Source organism: Photobacterium lutimaris (genome assembly GCF_003025555.1).
GTDB lineage: Bacteria > Pseudomonadota > Gammaproteobacteria > Enterobacterales > Vibrionaceae > Photobacterium > Photobacterium lutimaris.
The window spans coordinates 741993-764223 of sequence record NZ_PYMH01000001.1 but is presented as its reverse complement, the minus strand read 5'-3'; the positions used below and the strand labels follow the sequence as shown (position 1 = coordinate 764223).

The window sequence follows — 22231 nt, the reverse complement described above, 5'->3', positions numbered from 1 at the left end:
CTATCTAGGCAACATGTTCTTGTTCACAGCCACACGGTATAAAGTTAATCATTGTCTGTTCAAACGCCCCGAATGACTCTCGGCTTCTTGCGTATTCTTCAAAGGCATCAGCCATCGTAATATTCAAAGGAATCGGTTCAGCTTTGGTATTTAGCAGTGCGCCATAACCTTCTTTTCCTGTTGCCGTGTAACCAGAAGACACTGACAAGTAGACCGACGCGTCTTGAACATCCTCCCAGGCGCTGTTTCTGTACAGTTTTAATTCCTCAATCCGCTGTCCTTCGGGGGCACAACAACGGTAGGTATATTTCAAACGAGAAGTATATGGGAAGCTACCACTCCCCGTACCTTCCACACCATTATCAATGGCATTATTAATGGCCCCTTCAAGCGCAGCGCGTAGTTGATCACCATTGACTTCATAGACCATCAAACCAATTGCAAAGGGCAACAAGCGGCCTGATATATCTGCGGCAGTAATTGGTCCGGCATGCAGTGATGCCCTCACCCCACCCGCATTATGAATACCGAAATCCACGGCATGACCACGTTGTCTTGAAGACCACACGAAACTATCAACCACAAGCGGTGCTATTTGACTCGGGCCTTTTTGGTCTGGCACCCGAATATGACGCAGAGGCTCTGTCAGCACAGCGACTTGTTTGGTCTGAAGCTGCCTTACCGCCGGTCGGTAGTTTTGATTCAGCAAGTTCTCGATATGCGGGTCTTTAACACAGAAACGGACGTTACCTTGTGCATAAAGGTAGTCTTTCACCATCTGGTGAGTAGAGTCGTCTAGATGCTCACTGCGGCTAGCATCTACGGTAAATTGTCGACCCAGCAACAATTGATTTTTACCTGAAACTTTAGCAACCGAGCCATCTGGATTGAAGTCGAGCTCTAGTTGACCCAAGGCTAACGCGTTACAGCCCGCTTGAACCACACAGGTTCCATTAACCTGTATCGCATACTCATCAGAAACACTGAAGCCAATATTACTAAAATCACCTTGCATGGTGTGGGTGTGCCCGCCAATGATCGCACCGATACCGTCAATCTGCTCCGCTAACTCTAAATCACGTTCATAACCGAGGTGACTAAGAACAACAATTTTATTGATCCCCGCGTGGCGAATCACCTCAACTGTCCTCTGTGCCACCAACGAAACATTGAGGAAATGCGTGTCGGGATCAGGATTGGCAATGCCCGCCATGTTTTCAATCGCTAACCCAAACATGGCGACTGGCTCGCCATCAACATCTTTAACGAGATATTTAGCATGCTCATTTTCGTTGTCATAGGCCAATACATTGGGTTTAGGCGACAGTGGATTTGGCTTACATTGATGTTCTTTAGATAAGTCCCAGTTCCCTGCCAGCAATGGGAAGTGAGTAAGATCCATGAAATCAGCGACCATCTGGTTGCCCATATCGAGCTCATGGTTACCAAGCACCATCGCTTCTACCTGGATTGCATTAAGAAGATCAGCGTTAGCAACCCCTTTATACAGCGAAAAGAACAACGTTCCTTGAAAGCAATCACCTGCATGGACAAACATAAATTCACGGCCTTGTAATAGCGCCTGTTTCTTTACCTCTCTCACCGCAGAGGATACCCGAGAGAAACCACCACAGCTCGCAAAGACCGGCATTGGCGGCTCAGTCGCATCCAAAGGGATCTGCAAAGCAATGGTCGATGGCTCAAAGTGTGAGTGGGTATCATTAATGTGGGCAATGGTTATCTTTGCCGAGCGATGATGTTGTGTCATAAAGCGTTGTAGGCCTCCACAGATAGGGAAACACTATCTTATCTCAAAACCCGTTCAATCTCAGATTTTTATAAATAATTGTTTATTGGTTACACCGAACAGTGTCGATATGATCACATTTGGCATTCCGTATTATATTTAAAGCTATATCAAATTCATGACAGGCGGATGATAGTGGTGCTATCGATAGTCGCAATCTTTCTTGCCATCCTAGTCGGCTTTCTCGCTCAGAGAACGGGCCTGTGTATGGTACGCGGCGTACACGAATTAATTGCCCGCCGTCCCGCTTTTCTATTGGCCATAGTATGCTGCGGCTTCTGGTATTGGCTCATTGTACCCATCACTGGAAAGGATTGGGTCCCGTTCTTGGCCAATCGCTTTGATGGCACTGTTCATTTCTTACTGGGTGGGCTTTTATTTGGCCTAGGTGCCGCGTTAAACAAAGGTTGTTCAATTTCAACCATCTCCAAGCTGGCAAGTGGCCATTTTTATATGTTGGCAACAATTTTTGGTTGGATCGCTGGCTGGTTATTACTGCCGACCTTAACCCCACCGATTAGTTACCTGCCACTTGACGCGATAGATACCCCTATATTATCCATTCTGATCCCTCTCTTGTTGATGCTATTTATCACTACCATTCAAACCTCAACGGAGCGACGAATGTTGATGTTCGGCGTGATGTTCTTTGGAGTCACTGCAAGCCTCTTAACCCTTATCGAACCACAATGGTCCCCAAGCCAATTATTGAAAGATCTTTCCTATCGCTTTTATCACAATAATTCGGGCAACTGGCCAGCGCTTGATCGATATTTCATTATTACCGGTTTAGTCGCGGGGATGGCGTTTGGCTCTAAGAACAGACTGTCACTGAGAGCTTTCCAGTTTCGTACCAAACAGCTTCTTGCCCATTTATTTGCAGGTATCATCATGGGGCTTGGCGCTTCACTGGCCCTAGGTGGAAATGATTCACAGCTACTCATCGCCTTACCTGCATTTTCTCCATCAGGTGCGGTTGCCACACTATTTATCATCATAGGTATAGCGACAGGCCTGGCGTTCCGGAAATTTTATAAACGAATAAGCAAAAAAACCACGCCGAAATAGCGTGGTTTTATCTTGATAATGGCGGTGAAGCCGTTAACGTTTAATTATTGATAGCGTCCATGACGTTGCAAAAATTCAATTTTGTAGCCATCAGGATCCTGCACAAAGAAAAACTTAGCCAACAGTTGGTCTTCACGGAAAAACTCTTTAATGTCCGCAGGCTCATAGCCGAGCTGCGTCAGTTTCTGATGCTCTGATTCCAGCTCATCAACCGCGACGGCAATGTGACCGTAGCCGCTACCATGCGTATAGCTTTCGGTACCTTCATTCCACGTAAGCTCAAGTTCCATATCGTTTTCATCATTTCGAAGGTAAACCAAACTAAAGCCTTCAAAGTCCAGACGCTCGGCGACATCCAAATCCAATGCTTCTTTGTAGAATTTCAATGATTTATCTAAATCGCCGACACGTACCATTGAGTGAATTATTTTAGCCATCTAACATATCCTTGATAATCAATTAGTTAGTATTGTTATTGGTCACTGACTATAACAACATGATAACCAGACAACAAGCAGTTTCCCTTTCCCTTTCAAATAGTTAAATTTTCAATATTGTGACAAATACATCGCCAGTTCAGCGTCTGATGAGATAGGCTTAACGTATAGGGTTAACAAACGATAAAACGTCTTTGTTTGTTCCTATTCATCTATTGAGGTGGCTATGCAGTTAAAACGCATTGAAATTTCAGGCTTTCGCGGTATTAAGCGATTATCACTGCCATTCGAAGAGCTCACTGTACTCATCGGTGAAAATGCTTGGGGTAAGTCCTCTTTACTGGATTCGCTCGACATCGCCCTTTCACCAGACGCAACCTTTCATACCTTTCAGTTTGATGACTTTCATGTCGATTACAGTGCTGGCCATGCCAAGATGAATCATCTTAATATCATCCTTCATTGGCAGGAAGATTACCCAGGAGAACATAAGGCAAGACGTTACAAAGCTTTTTCTCCGGTCTGGGTGAAAACAGGCAAAGAGCAATGCATGGAGCTAATCTATCAAATAACCAGTAGCGTTAAAGCTGACAAAATTACGACACAACGTCGATTCCTCAACAAACAAGGGGAACCCATTGATTGTAAAGATAGTGAAAAACTCGCAAAACAATTAATGGTATTACACCCTATTGTAAGAATACGTGATGCCCGCCGGCTACGAGAATACCGACCAAACAACTCCTCAACGTCAGGTAACGGAAATAACGGGAGCAACGGGAGCAACGGGAGCAACGGCAACAGCAACATAGAACGGCGCAATGATGACAACGCTCGGATCCAGCGAAGGCTCGATAATACATGCCGGCGCTTAATGACCAAACCCGGCCATGTCAGCCAAGCTGAAATTAAAAGCAGCATCAATGCACTACGTACTCTGGTTGACCATTACTTTGCTTTCACGCCACATTACCATAGTCCAAATTTCGATCGGGCTCACTTCCCTGAGCGGGCTCAATACGCAATTAACCCTCTGGAACAACTCACAGAGCCCGAAACCACTAAGCAAAGTCGATTAGTCTTGATGGGACTACTTAATGCATTTATTCGAGCAAGAGGCCCCGTTGAACTGAAACGTATTTCAAGACCTATCATGATCTTTGAAGATCCAGAGGGTCGATTGCACCCAACGATTCTTCACCAAGCATGGACATTTATCAGTAAAATGCCGATGCAAAAAATACTCACCACAAACAGTCCAGATCTTTGCTCCGTTGTACCGTTAGAAAACGTGAGCAAACTCATCAGGAAGCCTGGTAAAACCAAAGTTTACTCCATTACTGATCACCGCCTTAATCGAGACGAAGAGCGGCGTGTTACTTTCCACCTACGCGTTCATCGCCCTAGCGCTCTCTTCGCCCGCGCATGGCTACTGGTAGAAGGAGAAACAGAGGTTTGGCTGTTTAATGAACTGGCAAGGATATGTGGCTATAACCTCGCTGCAGAAGGAGTACAGATCATCGAGTTTGCACAGAGTGGGTTAAAGCCACTCATTAAAGTGGCTCGCCGTTTTGGTATTGAATGGCATATGGTTGCTGATGGAGATATGGCAGGAAAAAAATATGCAGATGCTGTACGGAGCATTTTAGGCAATGAAGCAGAACGTCATCGGCTAACCGTGCTACCCAAGCGGGATATCGAACACTTTCTGTTTTTCAACGGCTTCGAAACGCTATTTCGCGAGTTAGCAAACATTGCAATAGACACACCTATAACCCCGAAGAAAATTATTCAACGAGCGTTGAAACGCCATGCCAAGCCTGATATTGCCTTGGCAATGATAAACTACATTGAACAAGAGAATATTGAAAATATTCCTTTGTTACTTCGTTGGATCCTTAAACGTATTGTTGCTATGTCGCGAGGGCAAAACTAAAGCCTCCCCCAGCGACGTCAAGATGCAGAGTCAGTTAGCAAGAATTAATATACTGTAGCTAAGTTTGGAAAGTGCGTACTTGGTGAGACTCAGTTTTGCTTTTCAAAGAACAGTGTCACCGTACCTACCGAAAACCCCCACTTAGTCATTTTTGCTGTATTAAATAAGTGTTTATCGTCTTGCAAATACATCCAGTCATTGAAGGTAATGTCATAGGTTGTGTTTTCGACAGGAACACGCAGTACATATTGCCAGTGTAATGTGTTGCCCAAAGCAACGCCTTTTGCTTCGCCAACAACATCATCTGCCCGACCTGTATATGTACCATCAGGCTGTTGAGTAATCATCCATACACGTCGCTGTATTTCTCCATCATCAAAGACAAAGTCTTCTTCGAGTGTCAATGTGTCGTTCGCAACAGTCCCTTTGATATCGACAGTAAAGCGCCTTGTTTGTTTTCCACTCCTATCTTGCAACATTCCCCATGCCGTAACATCGCCCTCAAAATAACTGAATACGTTAAAAATAGGCCTGGTATTCTGATAATCGTTGATGGAAGCGCTGCAGCCTAGCAGCCCAAACAAACACATTGCACCCCACACCATTTTTTTAATCAAATTCATGACTTCTAGCCTAACGTTTGCCAATTAACTGCTGCCGGATTTCTGGATATGCCGTATTAGGCGATAGCCAAATATAAAGAAATGACTGCGACATTTCGAAATCCTGCAATACACCAATTCGACGATTACCTTGGAAGAAAGCCCCTTGGTTACCCTCCATAACAAAGATCAATCGGTCTCCTTTCTTCACATCAGGCCATATCTGCTCCAACTGGTTTGTCCATCGGCTTCGTTTCGATGAACTGATCCCAAGGTGACGCCACTGGTCGTCAGTCGCCTCAATCAGATCTTCACTATCAATATTACGGTGATACCGGATAACGAGTGCGAGGTGGTCTCCCTCCCCCTGATATACACCATCAGGTGAGCGTAGTTCTGAATCATAAATCACCCACGGCCCCCACGTTAATCGTGCATCACCGACCGCAGGCCAAGCCTGCCATGGTGTCGAAGCATTAACGCTGAATGAATAGAAACACAGGGAGCCAACAGCAATAACGGTACGAATAAAGTTGGAGTATATCTGTTTCATATATCCCCCTTTTAGGCATCAGATAACCTGAAAAAAGTAGATTGAGGTAGAAAGTTATGTTGCTTCACACAACACTTGCCGCTTTATCATCAAAACGATCGTCATTGAGAGAACAAACCAACTCACAAACAAAATCATTAATGTGAGTTCAACGCCTAATGGCCATTGCACTGCCTGAAGACGATGACCCGCGAAGTAACTCATGGCTCCGCCACCGCCTCCAAGCAAACCAATAAACACAGCGGAATGTTTGGCTATCGTCTCTCTCATAAACCAGACAAATGCTCCAAAACCTAACCACAGCATCATCAGCCAAATTGGTATCAATACACCTTGGAAGTCCAGAACATTAGAAAAACTGAGAGCCCCATCCATCAATATTCCGCTGCCAGCGATAGCAAAGGCATACCGCCCAACCGATGGAAATGTCCACCAGCAGGCCGAAAAAAGAAGCACAAGTACCCACACATAAACCTGTTGTCCTAACACCGCTATTAGCCAATAAACATTAAATAGCAGGCCTACCAATATTAGCTTTTTACCAGACATTCTAATCACCTTTGCTGTCCAGTATTGCATTGCTGTTGGCGACTAATCCTATGTCAGAATCGCCACCCGCCTCGACTCGCAACCAGCTGGACAGTGCTAATACTTCTCTCAAGGAAACCACCTTCACAATAACAAAGGTAGTAACGCCACATTCGAATAAATCGCTCGTCAAAACCCTGTTGCATATATAGATCAATGTTCTCATTGAAGCCTTTATGCCAATCTGACAAGGTTCTCGCGTAGTCCATTCCCATATCTTTCAAATCACGAATAACAAAATCTGTATGCTGCGTTAGGTGTTGTGATAGCACCGTAACTGACGGTAAAAACCCGCCAGGAAATATATATTTCTGTATAAAATCAACACCTTTACTATAACTATCATATCGTTGGTCAGTCATTGTGATCGCTTGTATAGCAAGTAAGCCATCATCTTTGAGTAGCGACTGACACTTCTTGATGTAAGTGGTCAAATACTCTTTACCCACAGCTTCTATCATCTCAACCGATACGATCTTATCGTATTTACCTGTCAGGTCTCTGTAATCATCAAGCAACAATGTTACTCTGTTGCTAAGGCCTTCTTGTTCAATCCGCTGCTTCGCCCATTGGTGCTGTGCATCAGAAATCGTTGTCGTTGTTACCTTACAGCCATAATACTTAGCAGCATGGACAGCCAATGCACCCCAGCCGGTTCCTATTTCCAACAAATGATCTTCAGGCTTAAGATCGAGCTGCTTGCACAAACGATCCATTTTGTTGAACTGGGCTTGATAAAGGCTTGTCTCATCACTCTCGTAGATGGCTGCCGAATAAAGCATGTTTTCATCTAAAAAAGTACGGTAGAAGTCATTACCAAGATCATAATGAGCAAGAATATTCTTTTTCGAAGACTGCTTGCTGTTTCGTCTTGTGTAGTGGAGCCACTTGTCTTTTACTGCGGTTATCCAACCTACCTTTGACTCAATGTTGTCAAGGATCGGCATATTTCTTGCCAATACCCGAACAACCTGTGTTAAATCAGGTGAGTCCCACCAACCGTCCATATAGGCTTCACCTGCAGCGATACTTCCGCCATCTAAAATCCGCTTATAAAACCCTTGGTGCTTGACGATCAATTGTGCTTGCAACTCTGCAGCTCTATCTCCAAATTGTTGGGTATCACCATTGACCTCTGACACCATCAAGCCGCAACCGCTTAGTTGATCCAAAAAGCTATAAATGATTTTCCTCGCAACGCGGTCTGCACCTGTTAGAGCCAAGGCTCCTTGGCTAACTTCACTATTCAACATGATGCCTCTACTCCTTATGGTCTGATGATGGAGGAAAATGCTTGTTTTCATTTACCGCAGACTGAGACTGGATGTTTACCGGGTGCGAATGAAATGGCACTTTCTTAAGCCACAAACGCAATGCCTGCCAATAAATACCAAAAACGACTTTCACGGTTTGAATCGGCGTTTGTGCGATGTGCCGCCAAAGAGCCGATGACGTCATTGGGAATCGCTTCAGTGACATTGTTGCATCCAGCACCTTGTTGTCACTTTTCCTGTCATGAATATCTAAATGAAGAAAGACTTTTGAAGACGGCTCCTTTAATTTCCAATAGTAATGCTGCGTCATGGGGTTGAACGGGGAAACATGAAAGGCTTTTTTCTCATGCCAGTGTTGTTTATCCCACTGGCCCACAGCGGGTAATGCATAGTAATGCTTTTCATTCCAGGGGGTATTGCTCACTTCGGCCAACACCCAGCGCCATTTACCCTCATCATCGAACACGTAATACATGTTTAATGGGCTGAAATAGCACCCGGCATAGCGCAACTGACAAAGCATGAAAACATCACCGCTCATTGACTCATTGGTAAGCTCATGCAACTTTTCAAACACCGCTGATTTCAACGCCTCTGCTTGTCCTGCCATGTCTGCGCCCACAGATGCCTGAACCTGTTCTGACTCCCTCAAATAATCAGAAACCTTGAATCGAGCGAAGTGATACCAGTGGCGGCCAAAGCCAAATACACACTTTTCAAGCTGCGCAAGTTCATCAAGGTTAATCAGAGGCATGAACATTGGGTATTGAAACTGATGTGACACCGGCGTAAATCGACGATGCCTAACAACACCAGAAAATATGCCGCTACGCATCATGCTCCCTCGCTCCTAACCACAGATTCAACCTTTCCATTGGCTTTATTTGCGTGTTCGGGTAATTGTTGACTTTGACCAAGTGCCTGCTTTGCGATTGATTCAACAACATCTAAAGCACTGCGCACGCCATCTTCATGGAACCCGTTGTACCAATATGCTCCGCAGTACCATGTGCTATCTACGCCATTGATCTGCTCTCGGCACTGCTGGGCTTTGATACTTTCGGTAGAAAATACCGGATGTGAATAAACGAATTTACGTAAGATTTTTTCCGGTGCAATTTGGTCTGTTTGATTTAATGTCACGCAAAATGTTTCTGGTGATTCAATACCTTGCAAAATATTCATGTTGTACGTTAGCGTTGTCTGCTTATCTTCCCATTGACCATTCTCATTATTACCCAAGTGATAATTCCAAGATGCCCATGCCGCCTTGCGCTTAGGCAATAACGACTCATCGGTGTGAAGCACAACATCATTTTTTTGGTATTTCAGTTCGCCCAATATTTTGTTTTCAGCCTCCGTGGAATCAACGAGCATGTTCAGGGCTTGATCGCTATGACAGGCAAATATGACCTGTTCGAAGATCTCACTGATACCATTAGCTGTTACGGCAACTTTCCCATGCGTTCGCTTGACTGAGGTAACCGGGCATGCCCGTCGTATCTTATCTTTGAAAGGAATGATGAGATGCTTCACGTATTCACGCGACCCTCCAGGGATCACATACCATTGCGGCCGATTGCTGACGTCCAACAAACCATGGTTTCGAAAAAACCTCACAAAGAAGGTGAATGGAAATTGGCGCATATCTGACAGCGTCGACGACCATATAGCGGCCCCCATAGGAAGAATATAATTTTCACAAAAATATGAATTAAACTTATGCGCACTTAAAAATTCACCTAAGGTTTGGCTCGTTTCCGTTACTAAATCGACCTCTTTTGCCAGCTTATTAAAACGAAGGATATCGAAGATAAACCGATAGAATGTTGGGTTTAGGATGTTTGTTTTTTGTGCAAACATCGACATCAGGTGGTGGCCATTATATTCGAGCCCATTTAGCGCATTATTAACACTGAAACTCATCTCTGTCGGTTCACCACACACCCCTATTTCACTAAGCAGGCGCTCAAACTTCGGATATGTTCTGTCGTTGAATACAATAAAACCCGTATCAATGGCATATTGGCCACTGGCAACCTCAACATCGACGGTGGCAGTGTGACCACCAATATAGTCATTGGCTTCAAAAACAGTGATATCATGATGCTTATCTAAGTAATGTGCACAAGTTAAACCTGATATTCCACTACCAATAATTGCTATTTTCATGTGGTTTTCCCTGTCATACATTTCACGGTAGCCAATTGCAACCTGATGGGTAATAAAGCGATAAACTTCAAGAACAAACTAAATTTAAGCGGAAAGTGAATTTCTTTTTTTCCTGCTGCAATACCCTGCCGAATTTTTTCTGAGGCAAACTCAGGAGTCATCAACATTGGCATCGCAAAGTCATTTTTATCAGTCAATGGTGTTTTTACAAAGCCTGGACTCACTAGGCTGACCGCTACCCCTTTTTTCGCTAAATCAACTGCTAGCGTATTAGCAATATATGCCACAGCAGCTTTTGATGAACCGTAGGCTTCTGCTCTAGGCAACGGAATATACGATGCCGTCGATCCAACTATAACGAGGTGTGTATTTTCATCGAATGATGACTGCAGTGCCTCAATACAGTTGAGCAAACCAAAGATGTTAACTTCATATACGCGACGAAATAGCTCCACATCAATCTGACCATGCTCAATGTATTCACACGTCCCAGCGTTAAGAATAATCAGCTGTGGAACGTCCGTTAATGCGTCTAGTTTTTCATGAACATCAGCATTGTTTGTGACATCAAAACTAACAGTATTGATATTGGCATTCGCATCGCTCAATGCTCGTAATCGCTCTGCATTTTGCCCACAACCCACTACCTTCCAGCCTTCATTGGCGTAATCGATAGCGAGTTGCTTACCGATACCCGAGCTCGCCCCAGTAATCAGTACTTGTTTACTCATTGCCATGATCACAGCCTCGCTTTTAGGTGGCGAACAATCGAGCCTAGCACAGGGATCCCTTCATAAATCATCTCCCCCATATCGAAATAATCTCGATGGCGTATGACTTTCCCATCAGCGAATTTCAGCCTTGAACAGCCATGAACCAACCGTTCATTTCCTGACTGAAGTTTTGAGTGCTTAAATGTCATAATCCATTGCACGTAAGCGGTATCGCCTTGGCAGATATGATCTGAAATATCAAACCGACAATATTCAACGGCATCGAATAACCGGGTAAAATAATGAGAAAGCTGAGACCAACCTTCGATACGATGAGCAGGGTCTTCAAAGACAATGTCATAATGATAGATATCTTGAAGTACTGACAGATCTTGCTTATCAAGGTTCTGATAAATAGCAACGAACTTGTCTGTTAACTCAACCGTGTGCTCATCCATAGTTACTCCCGAATTCAACATCCAGCTTCAGATCATCGTGTGATCATTCAAATTAATGGGTTATATTCATCTTTCGCTGTTTTAAATGACGCTATTGCCAACAACCTTGCCTGTTTATGATCAACAATAGGCTTGGGATAGTTTAATTTCCCGCTATCAGGCCAGAGATGTGGCTGATGGATATATTTATCCGGTACGTCTTTTAATTCATACAACCAAGTACGGATAAATTCCCCTTTTGGATCAAAACGTTCACCCTGAGTTGTTGGATTAAATACCCTAAAGTACGGTTGTGCATCAGTTCCTGTCGAGGCCGCCCACTGCCAACCTCCATTATTTGACGCAAAATCGCCATCCACTAACTGGGACATAAACCACTGTTCACCGGCTTGCCAATGGATTAATAAGTCTTTGGTAAGAAAGCTCGCCGTAATCATCCTTAATCGATTATGCATCCAGCCTGTTTGTTTCAGTTGGCGCATTGCGGCATCAACAATTGGGTAACCCGTCAAGCCATGCTGCCATGCCGATAACAACTCGCTAGATGGCTGCCATTTCACATTTTGGGTCCATTGCTGGAATGGTTGTCCCCGGCATAAACTCGGATACGCCACTAATAAATGACGGTAGAACTCTCGCCAAATAATTTCATTTAACCAGCTAAATGCGCCGCCCTCCGGCTCATCCATGCACATTGGGCTGACGGCCAACAGTACAGCTAAACACTGTCGTGGAGACAGCATGCCCAAGGCCAAATAGGGAGACAAGCAACTCGTACCATCGATTGACGGTATATCTCGGTGCTGATGGTAATCCTCCACCTTCTCATAGCAGAATGTTACCAATCGCTGACGGATAGTCTCTTCCTCAACAGGCCACCTCATACTGTCAGCCGGCGGGTAAGTTATTGATATATCACTTTGTTCGAGTTTTTCAAATGGGTAATTTAGAGAGTCAGGCATTGGCAAAGGTGATGGTGCAAGCCCCCTAAACAGATTTAGCCACTCTTTTCTAAACGGCGTGAAGACCTTGAAGGCTTCACCTTTTTTGGTTAGAACCTTACCTGGTGCTATGACACAGCAATCATCAAATGCACTGAATTTTACCTGTTGTTCTGCAAGTTGATGACCCGTATTGTCATCACGTTGCAATTCATTCCACTCATATTGCTTATTACAAAAGACATGCGAAATACCGTGATCTTTAACAGTATCCAAAATGGCCTGTGGGATCTGTTTAAAATCTGCAACTTCTTTAAAAACAAACGGGATCCCAATGCTAGCGAGTTGATCACGCAGTATCGGTAAACGACGGCGGATTAAATCCACTTGAATAGGTGCAATATGGTGTTCATGCCATTGCATCGGCGTGGAGACATATAAGCCAATCAGCTGATCGCATCGTGTTGCTGCTTCGAATAAAGCCGTATTGTCGACGATACGCAAATCAGAGCGAAACCAAACTAATCCTACCTGTTTACGCTGACTCATGTTGCCACTCCATTAATTCAGGATGAATAGTGTTTACGCTTCCTATCATTGATAGCTCTGACTCTGTCGTACTTAATAACTGTTCTAACTGGCTGACAACATCCTGAGGTAATTTTTTTTCGCCCTCTAAAACTATTTTCTTCTCGGCCCATGAATTTAGCAGCGGGGTCAATGGTGTCAGTTTGCCTTTTAATCTCGGCAGCATAGTGACGTTGTAACCCACCTCGGATAACTCTACCGCTTGTAACCAGAACCGGGAAGTCGGCTGCTCATCAAAGCTCATCAGAATGCATGTTTTTTTATTGCGCTTTCGTGAGGCCGCAACCAATGACAAACAACGTTCCTGAAGCACACTTATCCAAATCACACTTTGAATATCAACTAAGGGGTTGTCTACTTGCTGTATTTCATGAATAACGACACGTGCAATTTTGTTTTCAAACACCTTGATCGGGTACTCTTTCATCAGCTGTATAAGCTGCCTATCTAATGACATCGCATCTAATTGCGCCAAAGCAGAGAGAATATTACCTATCGCTTTCTGGCTTTCATTTTGATCATCATCAATACTTGGGGAAAGTTTGCCAAGCATAGGCTTTACTTTCCCTATAGCAACGCCCTTATCCAGCCATTCAACGATTTCTTTTATTGTGCTGATGTCATGTTCGGAATACAGGCGGTGTCCTTTATCTGTTCTCATTGGGCATAGTAACCCGTAACGTCTCTGCCAAGCTCTAAGGGTTACCGAGTTGACACCGGTGATTTCAGAAACGTCTTTAATTGCAAAATATTTTTTTTCAGAGTCCATAGCGTAACTTCAAGTCTTCCGGATACGGGTCAATAAAAGTTTGTAGTTGCAGATACGGATCCGGGTATTCCCTTAAGTAATGTTTAATCAATGCCATTGGTGCAAGAATTGGCTGGTGACCCTCTTTATAACTCATGATTAACTCTGATAATTCTTGCTTCTGTTCTTTGGTAAGAGAACGTTTGAAATAACCTTGCAGATGCATTAGCACATTGGTTTTATTCTTTCTCGAGGCCCGCTCTTTAATTGCAGCCATAAATTGCAAGCGATACTCAAGATAGAACTCATTAATGTCCCATTCGCTAATATGAGCAACCATACTACCCAGTGCTTTATAGGCACTTGGGTTGTGGGCCATAAGCACCAGCTTGTAACGGGAGTGAAATTTTACAATGGCATTGGCAGAAAGTTGGTCACGCACTGAATGATAAAAGTCATTCAAGGCGAAAATGCGAAAAACAAAGTTTTCTCTAAGAACAGGATCGTTCAAACGGCCGTCTTCTTCAATCGGTAGCCAAGGCATATTTGCCATTAGCTCACGAGTGTAGATACCGACGGAGCCACCTGGGATGGTATTATTGTTCGGAATATGGAGCTTAACTCGCTCCATGCCACAAGTTGGCGATTTGGCACAGACTACATAGCCACACAAATCATCGAATTGCGATACCTTTTGCTTAGCAAAAGCAATCATTTTATCGGTGTAGTCGACTTCTTGATTCTTGCTGTCAACTAAACGTATGTCTTCACTAGGCAGTTGAAGTAAGCGGATAGCTGGACGCGGTACAGACATCCCAATACCCACTTCGGGACAAACCGGTTTTAAAGTAAGATATTTGGATAACTCATCGACCATAAAGCGGTTTAATTTATGCCCGCCATCAAATCTGACTTTCTCGCCCAAGACGCAGGCGCTGATACCAACTGGTATTTGCATGACTGTCCCTACCTTGTACAAAACTAACCTCTTGTACAAGGAAGAGTAGTAGAATAGATCAATTATACAAATATTTTTTTTGTATAAGTGCAGTCAGTTGCACCCTCAGGTCGCTTTACATTCACTCTCAATCCACTGTAGATAATCGCTATACCCAGCTGTAATCGGCAATTGAATAATTTCTGGGGTATCGTAATCATGGTTAGCTAAAATATCGGCTTCAACCTGTCGGTACAGTGCCAATGTCGTTTTGATGATAACTAACTTTTCTTGGTCTTTATTCACTTTCCCCTGCCAGTGATAGTAGCTTTCGATCGACTGAACTTGCACACATGCCGCCAAGCGTTTCTCTATCAATGAATGAATAATCTTCGAACCCACCTCATCGTCAGAAAACGTTGTCATCACCACACATTTGTCACTCATTTTCACCTCTACCTATTCACCTTCAAATATCGCTTTAAAACAATAACAAAAGAGGGAGCATGAAGCCCCCTCTTGTTTATCAGCATCCGAGTAAGAATCTAAATTCTTACATTACGGACACTTAGAGACCATTAATTGTGCTGGCTCACCGCTGTCAGTAAACTTGAGGCTCCAGACATATTTCCCGGCTTCAGGTAGAGTCACGGCGGTGTCTTTACCATAGCCACCGCGCTTGAGGTTGGTGGTCTTTCCTGGCGTTAACTCAAGTCCATCAGCGGTGAATTGTGGCGACCAGTCCTGACTCGCATATTGCATTCTAAACGCACCGGCCTTTTCATCGACAACAACTTGATACGTATTGTCACCTACATAACTGTAGGCGCGATTAGCTTTGTGCTTCCAGCCAGCATCAACAAAGTCTCCGACAACATACAAGGTTTTACCAACTGGTCCAGCACCTTCCACGGCAGGGTTATCACATTGAGCCATAAAACCCTCTCCCATCAGTGAAGAAGTCGCAGCCACATTGGCTACTTTCGTCAATCCAGTCGCTGAAGGCTGCTCTATCGACAAGAACTTCGCTTCAAAAGGTGAAAGGCTAATTTTATACTCGCCATTAATAGGGCTATATACTTTACCTGTCATTAAATCCACCAGCTGACCTTCTGAGGCAATCTCGCTGGCTTTCAATACCACAGTATCTTGATCTGAAGTTGTGCTGACCATATAAACTAAAACGTCGTCATCAGCTTGTTTATGGTCAACATATACCGTTTCGTTCGCAACGATATTGATACGTTCACCACGGCTAAGAGCTGGATGGGTCGCTCTCAGCTTCATTAGTTGAGAGACATACTGTTTCAAATCCCTTTGCTTGGCATTGAGATCAGCGGTAATACCCTCAATATTGGCACTGGTGCGGGCAACATGGTCATCACAGAGCCCTTGAACGGCACAATCTTGCTCTACTTTTTGTGCGTAACCTTCTAGCTCATCGCCGATCTCTTCGCCATAGTACAGAGTAATAGGCCCTGTATATGCAGCTTGGAAGGACAATGCTGCTTTGTGCCTATCCCAATATTCAGCCTGCTCCGGCGAGGCAATACTACCTCGCTGCAACAAATCACCGAAGCGAACCAAATCGTGATTACCAAGCATTAAGTTGGGCTGAGCATGGGAAGGATACAAACTGTGCAAGTTCATCCCTTCATCCAGCCATTTGCCGCCTTTGCTACCAATACCATTTTCGTTGGCGGCAAACGTCTCTACAACCCGATAGCGAACAGGGAAATCGAAGGCTGAACACAGCGCAGGGGCCCCTTCTACACCGTAACCGGTTTCCTTGATGTAATTCTCGTTATTCCAAATTTCTGCCACCATGTAGCCTAACGGGTTTACCGTCTCGCCTTTGGCGTTAACATAGGTGACAGACTTCGATGCTTCATCAACACTAGATCGAATAGCAGTCCAAGCTTCGGTTGGCACTTGATAAGCTTGGTCTAGACGCCAACCATCAATTTTTAGCTCTTCAATCCAATAGGTAGCGACTTCTTGATAAAATGCCAGGCTCTCGGGATAACTTACGGGGTTACTATCACCAACAGGTAGACGTCCTTGCGGCGAAGGCACAACATTGTCTTTATGGTGACCAAACACCCCATCGAATAAGACGTAAAGCCCCTTTTTATGCGCTTTTTCAACCAGCTCTTTCGCCTGTTCCATAGTGCCAAAGCGGGGGTCGACAGCAAAATAGTTACTGGTAAAGTAACCGGTTGCATCCAATCTATCAGCCCAGTGGTCTTGCCCATCAGCAGGGATAGAATCAAAGATTGGCGTTAGCCATATCGCATTAACACCCAGTGACTCGATGTAATCCAGTGAATCTATGATGCCTTGTAGATCACCTTTATGGTGGCTCGTACCATAGCCCGTCCCATGCCCTATTGCATCATCACCGTTAACAAAGCTCTCAACCATGATTTGGTAAATACGTAGGTCATCGGCCTTCGTCATCAAAGTGCTATCGCACAGGTAGGTATTTGAGTTTACGTCAGTAACATCACCAATATTATCTGCACTATTACAGGCAGCTAAAGACGCAGCGATAGCCACAGCGAGGAAAGAGCGTAAGTTCCTTTTCACAACGAGTCTCCAAATTTATTTATTGTTTTTTCTATTATTCATATCTTTGAATGACCGATACCCTCCCCCCCATTTATTTGGGAGGCGTAGATAAGGGGCGTAGGAGTGATTGAGGAATATAGCAGTAAAAACCGGAGGTAATAGTGAGATATAAAGGACATAATCGCTCTACAAAACGAGATGCAAAGCAAAATTACGCAGCGCCTCTAGCAACTTTCTAAACCACATACTGTTAGCAAGGGCGAATTTTCATGTCACCTATTGTATGGAGTACGATGTTCGTGAATGAACGCCCAAATATTAAAATGAATATAGAGCCAAGCAAAAGCGATTAAAAAAACAGCACTCATTCAACGTGTCATCATAAACTTGTCTTCCATCTGATTTACACTGATACAATACGCGCAATCAATTTTTGCTTAATGATAGGTACTAAATCATGCAACACGACCAATTTGAAACGCTGGTTAAAGCTCTTTGCGAATTGGACTCTGTTCCACAGATTCTTGAGGCACTTAAAGCCAATGAGGATACAGAGATTGCTGAAGCTGCAGCATCACTGACCGGTCAATTTAATCTGGCTGAAATCGACGGTGAACAACGCATCTACCATGTTTCGCTACAAGAAAATGATGAAGGCGAGCAAGAAGAATATGTTGAGTGGATCATGAATGTAGGTGATGATGTCATCAAGTTTGTTGCTTGGTTCTTCCTCGACATGTTCGATGTAAAAACAAAAGACGTTTATCAAGCTGCAGGTCGTACTTACCAGCAGCCTAAACGTAGTTAATCGACGTACATCCGTGTCTTATCGGCGAATAATCGCTCACGCCGATAAGACCTTTTACGACTCTGAAGCGCCATACTTCTGAAAGCGTCATTAGCCTGCAAACAACCGCTTGCGGTATTCCCTTGGTGAACAGCCATGATATTGGCGAAAACGATGAGTGAAGTTGAATGGATCTTGATAACCTAATCGTTGGGCAACCATACCAATCGTCCATTCTTGATAGTGAAGTAAGTCTACCGCTTTTTCCATGCGGAGCTGAATCAAGCGCTGTTGTGTTGAACAATGATAAAGCTGCTTTATGATCCTATTTAGCTGCTCAGTACTTAGAAAACACTGCTTAGCAATGCCTTTCACAGTCCAGTTTAGGTGAAGTTGTGATTCAATATCATTAAATACACTTTGAACACGCAAAACCGAATTAGATGGCGCTAAATTCGCACTACCCAGCATCAACCGAGAGAGTTCGCTAGCAAATAGCTTTCTGTAACTCGCCCTTCCGCCAATTTCGCTGTGCAGTAAATTCATAACAGACCACACTTGCTCACAGATTGGGGTATGCTCTACTCGCTGGCCATTAGCCACCAATGGCAACCATTTTTCTCCAGGCTTAAGCAGTACCCAAGCCATTTTCCAACCTTTCTTTTTATCCGCCAGCTCAAACCGAAATGGCAAACCAGCCGGCAAAACAGTCAGAGTATTAGGCAGTAAATAATATTGCCTGTCTGTAAGAGTTAGCAGCCCCATGCCTTCCTGTGTTAACAGTATGGTGTGATTGGTTGTAACAACCCGTTCAATTTCATACCCTTCCTCCAACTCTGCCAGTCCGGCCATAAAAAAACCGCTGTCATTCAACTCAGGTAGATCAGACTGAGTAAGAAAGCGCTCTTTACAGGCTTGAGCGAGATAAACCTCTTCATTCCAATCTGTTTTGGGTTGCACCATGGCAAAACCCACAGTGACAGATTCGCACAGGTTTTCTGTATTTTCTAACATGTCACTCCATTTTCTGGTTCGCTATAGTTGCCGTCCATTACCAAGCCGACCTATTTCTAATTGGTATGATTCGGAGACTGACGATGACAACAATTAAAAAAACACAAACAGCACTGCCAAACGACCTCTTTGCTCGTATAGCAAAGCTGGCTTTTCCCGTTGCCATTCAAAGTGCCTTAGTGGCAATTCTCGCTCTTGCCGATGTATTGATGGTGAGCGATTTCGGCCAATCAGCCACAGCGGCTGTTGGTATTGCGTCGAAATGGCACTTCGTCGCCATTATGATCATGGCGGGCCTCGCTTCTGCCAATGGCATCTTAGTTTCCCAATATTGGGGGAAAAAAGACAGTGTTCATGCAAAAACGGTAACATTTCAAGCCATGAAATTAGGTGCTGCCATCATGGTACCCGTTACGTTTGTCATCACTGTTTTTGCTCCGCAGATCATGCAGCTTCAAACGAATGATCTAGATGTGATCATGCAAGGTAGTCAGTACCTCTGGTATAGCTTTCCTGTTCTGATCCTGACACATGTCATCATTACACTGGAATCGAGCTTGCGTGCTAGTGATGATGCCATGCTACCACTTATTCTGGGTGCCATTACCATTGCGTTGAACATAACGCTAAATTTCCTATTGATCAAAGGCGGGTTAGGCATACCAGCAATGGGCGTTGCTGGTGCCGCGTTAGCAACAACGATTGCTCGATTCGCACAGGTTTTAATGATGTGTACCGTACTGGTTTACCGCCAGCATTGGCTCATTGTCAGCCGGGCTATTCGTAATCACCAAACACTGTGGATGACTTACCGTAAAATTGCGATCCCTCAGTCTCTAAACGCGCTTCTGTGGGCACTGGGCACCCTGACCTATCAAATTATTTTTGGTCGTATGGGTACGACTGAGTTGGCGGTATTCAGCATGATAGGTCCGTTTGAGTCACTGTTATATTCGGTATTTATGGGGATATCCGTCGCTTGCTCGGTATTGATCGGGCAGTCGTTAGGACGAGATGAGTTTGAAAAGGCCCAAGCGATGACGGTCTTCTTCCTGAAGTTTGTCCTGATCATTGGTATGGGTATGGGTCTATGTCTTTATCTAAACCATCAGTTCGTTCTATCTTGGTTGAACCTTAACCAAGAGGACTTAATACCGCTGGCTCAGCCTGCTATGTATGTCATTAGCCTGGGTATTACCTTAAGAATGCTTAATATGATCATCATTAACGGTATTTTGCGTACTGGCGGGGAAAACCTATTTTGTTTAAGAATGGATTTCATCGCGATGTGGATGATCGGTATTCCCTTTACTGCCTATGGTGCATTTATTGGTGAGTGGTCCTTTGGCTGGGTATATTTAGCCTTACTGGCTGAAGAAACCGTTAAATTATCATTATGCTTTAACCGTTACATGAAACGGCGCTGGCTAAACAACCTCACTGTTCAACCTCAACCAGCAACAGCCTAATAACTAACCTCCATATAAAAAAACTGGCTACGTCTATTGAGAGACGTAGCCAGTTACAATCAAATCTAAGCTATATTTTAGGCTGCAGCTCTACCCACAACGAGTGAAAGTAAAAATATAGAGATTACCGCTGCCAATAACTTAAGCTCGCGTTTTTTCATGTACGCCTCCTCTTTCTTCAGGGCTTAAAATCAAACTACGTACCATCATGATGAAGAATCCTGTCAGCACTAAGTTCAATGCCAATGACAGCATACTGATTGTCACAATAGGTCCACCAAATCCATAACCGATGCTGATCATCAATACACCAGCACCAACTTCACCGCGCGGCCACATACCAATAGATAGAGCCAAACGTTCTTTTACTGTTGCTTCGTTGCGGTAGCAAAATAACGGAAACATCTTGCCAATATTCGACACGATAGAAATCATGATCACGTGGAAGGCAATTTCACTCATCTCCATCGCAGGCATCGCAGTAGTAATACTTGAGTTATCTGCAGGGGTAATACCGCCGAAAATCTGAGGTAGGCTCAAACCAACCAGTACCATGAAGCTAGCAGCAACGACCGTTGACACTTTTGCATCTTTCGTTGATTCGTGCTGAGACTTCATCATACAACCAAGCACAAAGGCTGGAAGCAGTACCTCAAAGTGAATACCCGTTGAGATGTAAAAGACCTCACAAAGACCAGCAATAAGGACTGAATAGCCAACAATCGTGCCCGCAGAGGAAGGAATGTTCCACTTATGCAGATACTTATAACCGATAACCAACAGTGCAAGCATCAGTATTAGGGTTAAGCCTAAAGCCGGACGCCAACCTACCACCAATATTGTCAGTGGAATCATCAGCAGAACAGTATCGAGATCATCAAAAATGGCTAATACACGTGCCTTTTTGAACATCCATGTTGCACCGAGACCAGCAGCAGCAAGCATGGCAAATAGTACCCCCGCAGATGTAGGTGCAGCAAAGCGACCAATTACAAGGGTTTCTTTCCATGCGTCGGCATTGAACCATAAGTCACTTGGCATCAGCACAAAGATAAAATACAGAACAACAGCAATCCAAGGAAATGTTGCCGTAGTCATTGCCACTACGTAGTCCCAGCTGTACTGCTTCAAGTTGTTTTTATCTATCTCAAACTCACGCCCTACATTAATCATGATGTAAGCCAGTGCCGACATCGTTACAACCATAAGCATTGGCTGCCAGGCACCGTAGCCTTCGATATAGAGCGGGAGTAATTGTGATAGGAACAAGCCAACCAAAAGTAAGATTGAATAGAGTATGACTTTTTTCACATTGACACCTTATTAAGAGTAACCTTCATTCTACAAACGTCTTTTATATTTTATTCTTGAGTATGAATATATTGATTAAACTTATTGCGGTGTTTTATTTAACGTATAAAAAAGTATGATACTGTAATAAAAATAAGGAATGTATTTATAATAGCAATTAACATTAAGTATTTATTTCAGCGATTTACATTATGAAATACATTAAGAGAGGGATAATGCTGGATTTTGAGTAAAACAGTAAAAATCAGGATGAGATT

At 44.0% G+C, this 22231-nt stretch carries 21 protein-coding genes; 4 read left to right on the top strand and 17 right to left on the bottom strand.

Translation table 11 applies throughout. The features are described from left to right. Positions 1 to 4 precede the first annotated feature (4 nt). The gene (locus C9I99_RS03245; protein WP_107347393.1) at positions 5 to 1768 is read right to left on the bottom strand and encodes a bifunctional metallophosphatase/5'-nucleotidase; all 1764 of its coding nucleotides are present in this window, start codon (positions 1766 to 1768) and stop codon (positions 5 to 7) included. Between the two features lie 366 nt (positions 1769 to 2134). Between C9I99_RS03245 and C9I99_RS03240 the strand changes: the two genes are divergently transcribed. Next, positions 2135 to 2875 carry a YeeE/YedE thiosulfate transporter family protein gene (locus tag C9I99_RS03240; protein WP_338069653.1) on the top strand — a complete coding sequence of 247 codons (741 nt, stop codon included), beginning with the start codon at positions 2135 to 2137 and terminating at the stop codon, positions 2873 to 2875. A gap of 44 nt (positions 2876 to 2919) precedes the next feature. Here C9I99_RS03240 and C9I99_RS03235 read toward each other — a convergent pair whose 3' ends face one another. Beyond that, a complete protein-coding gene (locus tag C9I99_RS03235; RefSeq protein WP_107347391.1) occupies positions 2920 to 3312 on the bottom strand; it encodes a VOC family protein in 393 nt (130 codons plus the stop codon). Positions 3313 to 3538: 226 nt separating this feature from the next. Here C9I99_RS03235 and C9I99_RS03230 point away from each other — a divergent pair, with 226 nt between their 5' ends. After that, the gene (locus C9I99_RS03230; protein ID WP_107347390.1) at positions 3539 to 5248 is read left to right on the top strand and encodes a DUF2813 domain-containing protein; all 1710 of its coding nucleotides are present in this window, start codon (positions 3539 to 3541) and stop codon (positions 5246 to 5248) included. A gap of 89 nt (positions 5249 to 5337) precedes the next feature. Here C9I99_RS03230 and C9I99_RS03225 read toward each other — a convergent pair whose 3' ends face one another. The 13 genes from C9I99_RS03225 to C9I99_RS03165 form a co-directional block, all read right to left on the bottom strand. Next, complete coding sequence (locus tag C9I99_RS03225; RefSeq protein ID WP_243734303.1) at positions 5338 to 5871, bottom strand: DUF3833 domain-containing protein; 534 nt, start codon at positions 5869 to 5871, stop codon at positions 5338 to 5340. A gap of 10 nt (positions 5872 to 5881) precedes the next feature. Continuing rightward, positions 5882 to 6403 (bottom strand): chalcone isomerase family protein, encoded by a 522-nt coding sequence (locus C9I99_RS03220; RefSeq protein ID WP_107347389.1) that lies wholly within the window; start codon positions 6401 to 6403, stop codon positions 5882 to 5884. 54 nt (positions 6404 to 6457) lie between these two features. Beyond that, positions 6458 to 6952 (bottom strand): DUF2878 family protein, encoded by a 495-nt coding sequence (locus tag C9I99_RS03215; protein WP_166645358.1) that lies wholly within the window; start codon positions 6950 to 6952, stop codon positions 6458 to 6460. 53 nt (positions 6953 to 7005) lie between these two features. Further along, complete coding sequence (locus tag C9I99_RS03210; protein WP_107347387.1) at positions 7006 to 8244, bottom strand: SAM-dependent methyltransferase; 1239 nt, start codon at positions 8242 to 8244, stop codon at positions 7006 to 7008. Positions 8245 to 8251: 7 nt separating this feature from the next. After that, positions 8252 to 9100, bottom strand: a complete 849-nt coding sequence (locus tag C9I99_RS03205) for a DUF1365 domain-containing protein (RefSeq protein ID WP_107347842.1) — start codon at positions 9098 to 9100, stop codon at positions 8252 to 8254. Next, on the bottom strand, positions 9100 to 10437 hold the full coding sequence (locus C9I99_RS03200) for an NAD(P)/FAD-dependent oxidoreductase (protein WP_107347386.1): 1338 nt from the start codon (positions 10435 to 10437) through the stop codon (positions 9100 to 9102). Before C9I99_RS03200 ends, C9I99_RS03205 begins: the two co-directional genes overlap by 1 nt. Continuing rightward, positions 10434 to 11174 (bottom strand): SDR family NAD(P)-dependent oxidoreductase, encoded by a 741-nt coding sequence (locus C9I99_RS03195; protein WP_243734325.1) that lies wholly within the window; start codon positions 11172 to 11174, stop codon positions 10434 to 10436. Before C9I99_RS03195 ends, C9I99_RS03200 begins: the two co-directional genes overlap by 4 nt. Before the next feature lie 2 nt (positions 11175 to 11176). Then, positions 11177 to 11608 carry a nuclear transport factor 2 family protein gene (locus tag C9I99_RS03190; protein WP_243734301.1) on the bottom strand — a complete coding sequence of 144 codons (432 nt, stop codon included), beginning with the start codon at positions 11606 to 11608 and terminating at the stop codon, positions 11177 to 11179. 47 nt (positions 11609 to 11655) lie between these two features. After that, a complete protein-coding gene (gene phrB / locus C9I99_RS03185) occupies positions 11656 to 13098 on the bottom strand; it encodes a deoxyribodipyrimidine photo-lyase (protein WP_107347384.1) in 1443 nt (480 codons plus the stop codon). Further along, the gene (locus tag C9I99_RS03180; protein ID WP_107347383.1) at positions 13085 to 13906 is read right to left on the bottom strand and encodes a MerR family transcriptional regulator; all 822 of its coding nucleotides are present in this window, start codon (positions 13904 to 13906) and stop codon (positions 13085 to 13087) included. Before C9I99_RS03180 ends, phrB begins: the two co-directional genes overlap by 14 nt. Then, positions 13896 to 14843, bottom strand: a complete 948-nt coding sequence (locus C9I99_RS03175; protein ID WP_107347382.1) for a YbgA family protein — start codon at positions 14841 to 14843, stop codon at positions 13896 to 13898. The genes C9I99_RS03180 and C9I99_RS03175 overlap by 11 nt, the downstream gene beginning before the upstream one ends. 105 nt (positions 14844 to 14948) lie before the next feature. After that, on the bottom strand, positions 14949 to 15269 hold the full coding sequence (gene cutA / locus C9I99_RS03170) for a divalent-cation tolerance protein CutA (RefSeq protein WP_107347381.1): 321 nt from the start codon (positions 15267 to 15269) through the stop codon (positions 14949 to 14951). Between the two features lie 111 nt (positions 15270 to 15380). Then, the gene (locus C9I99_RS03165; RefSeq protein ID WP_243734300.1) at positions 15381 to 17411 is read right to left on the bottom strand and encodes an alpha-amylase family glycosyl hydrolase; all 2031 of its coding nucleotides are present in this window, start codon (positions 17409 to 17411) and stop codon (positions 15381 to 15383) included. A 439-nt stretch (positions 17412 to 17850) separates the two neighbouring features. On the opposite strand from C9I99_RS03165, the gene C9I99_RS03160 reads away from it, so the two are divergent. Further along, a complete protein-coding gene (locus tag C9I99_RS03160) occupies positions 17851 to 18201 on the top strand; it encodes a hypothetical protein (protein WP_107347380.1) in 351 nt (116 codons plus the stop codon). 90 nt (positions 18202 to 18291) lie between these two features. On the opposite strand, the gene C9I99_RS03155 is transcribed toward C9I99_RS03160, so the two are convergent. Further along, positions 18292 to 19194, bottom strand: coding sequence for an AraC family transcriptional regulator (locus C9I99_RS03155; protein ID WP_107347379.1), 903 nt, complete (start codon positions 19192 to 19194; stop codon positions 18292 to 18294). A gap of 83 nt (positions 19195 to 19277) precedes the next feature. On the opposite strand from C9I99_RS03155, the gene C9I99_RS03150 reads away from it, so the two are divergent. Further along, positions 19278 to 20663: an MATE family efflux transporter gene (locus tag C9I99_RS03150; protein ID WP_107347378.1), complete on the top strand. Its 1386-nt coding sequence runs from the start codon at positions 19278 to 19280 to the stop codon at positions 20661 to 20663. A gap of 141 nt (positions 20664 to 20804) precedes the next feature. Here the strand turns inward: C9I99_RS03150 and C9I99_RS03145 are convergent, their stop codons facing one another. Beyond that, entirely contained in the window at positions 20805 to 21974 is a 1170-nt protein-coding gene (locus C9I99_RS03145) for a sodium:proton antiporter (protein ID WP_107347377.1), read from the bottom strand. Positions 21975 to 22231: the final 257 nt, after the last annotated feature.

Coding starts and splice junctions, on each gene's coding strand:
- C9I99_RS03245 (WP_107347393.1), bottom strand. CDS start 1,768: ATGACACAACATCATCGCTCGGCAAAGATAACCATTGCCCACATTAAT.
- C9I99_RS03235 (WP_107347391.1), bottom strand. CDS start 3,312: ATGGCTAAAATAATTCACTCAATGGTACGTGTCGGCGATTTAGATAAA.
- C9I99_RS03230 (WP_107347390.1), top strand. CDS start 3,539: ATGCAGTTAAAACGCATTGAAATTTCAGGCTTTCGCGGTATTAAGCGA.
- C9I99_RS03225 (WP_243734303.1), bottom strand. CDS start 5,871: ATGAATTTGATTAAAAAAATGGTGTGGGGTGCAATGTGTTTGTTTGGG.
- C9I99_RS03220 (WP_107347389.1), bottom strand. CDS start 6,403: ATGAAACAGATATACTCCAACTTTATTCGTACCGTTATTGCTGTTGGC.
- C9I99_RS03215 (WP_166645358.1), bottom strand. CDS start 6,952: ATGTCTGGTAAAAAGCTAATATTGGTAGGCCTGCTATTTAATGTTTAT.
- C9I99_RS03210 (WP_107347387.1), bottom strand. CDS start 8,244: ATGTTGAATAGTGAAGTTAGCCAAGGAGCCTTGGCTCTAACAGGTGCA.
- C9I99_RS03205 (WP_107347842.1), bottom strand. CDS start 9,100: ATGCGTAGCGGCATATTTTCTGGTGTTGTTAGGCATCGTCGATTTACG.
- C9I99_RS03200 (WP_107347386.1), bottom strand. CDS start 10,437: ATGAAAATAGCAATTATTGGTAGTGGAATATCAGGTTTAACTTGTGCA.
- C9I99_RS03195 (WP_243734325.1), bottom strand. CDS start 11,174: ATGGCAATGAGTAAACAAGTACTGATTACTGGGGCGAGCTCGGGTATC.
- C9I99_RS03190 (WP_243734301.1), bottom strand. CDS start 11,608: ATGGATGAGCACACGGTTGAGTTAACAGACAAGTTCGTTGCTATTTAT.
- phrB (WP_107347384.1), bottom strand. CDS start 13,098: ATGAGTCAGCGTAAACAGGTAGGATTAGTTTGGTTTCGCTCTGATTTG.
- C9I99_RS03180 (WP_107347383.1), bottom strand. CDS start 13,906: ATGGACTCTGAAAAAAAATATTTTGCAATTAAAGACGTTTCTGAAATC.
- C9I99_RS03175 (WP_107347382.1), bottom strand. CDS start 14,843: ATGCAAATACCAGTTGGTATCAGCGCCTGCGTCTTGGGCGAGAAAGTC.
- cutA (WP_107347381.1), bottom strand. CDS start 15,269: ATGAGTGACAAATGTGTGGTGATGACAACGTTTTCTGACGATGAGGTG.
- C9I99_RS03160 (WP_107347380.1), top strand. CDS start 17,851: ATGCAACACGACCAATTTGAAACGCTGGTTAAAGCTCTTTGCGAATTG.
- C9I99_RS03155 (WP_107347379.1), bottom strand. CDS start 19,194: ATGTTAGAAAATACAGAAAACCTGTGCGAATCTGTCACTGTGGGTTTT.
- C9I99_RS03150 (WP_107347378.1), top strand. CDS start 19,278: ATGACAACAATTAAAAAAACACAAACAGCACTGCCAAACGACCTCTTT.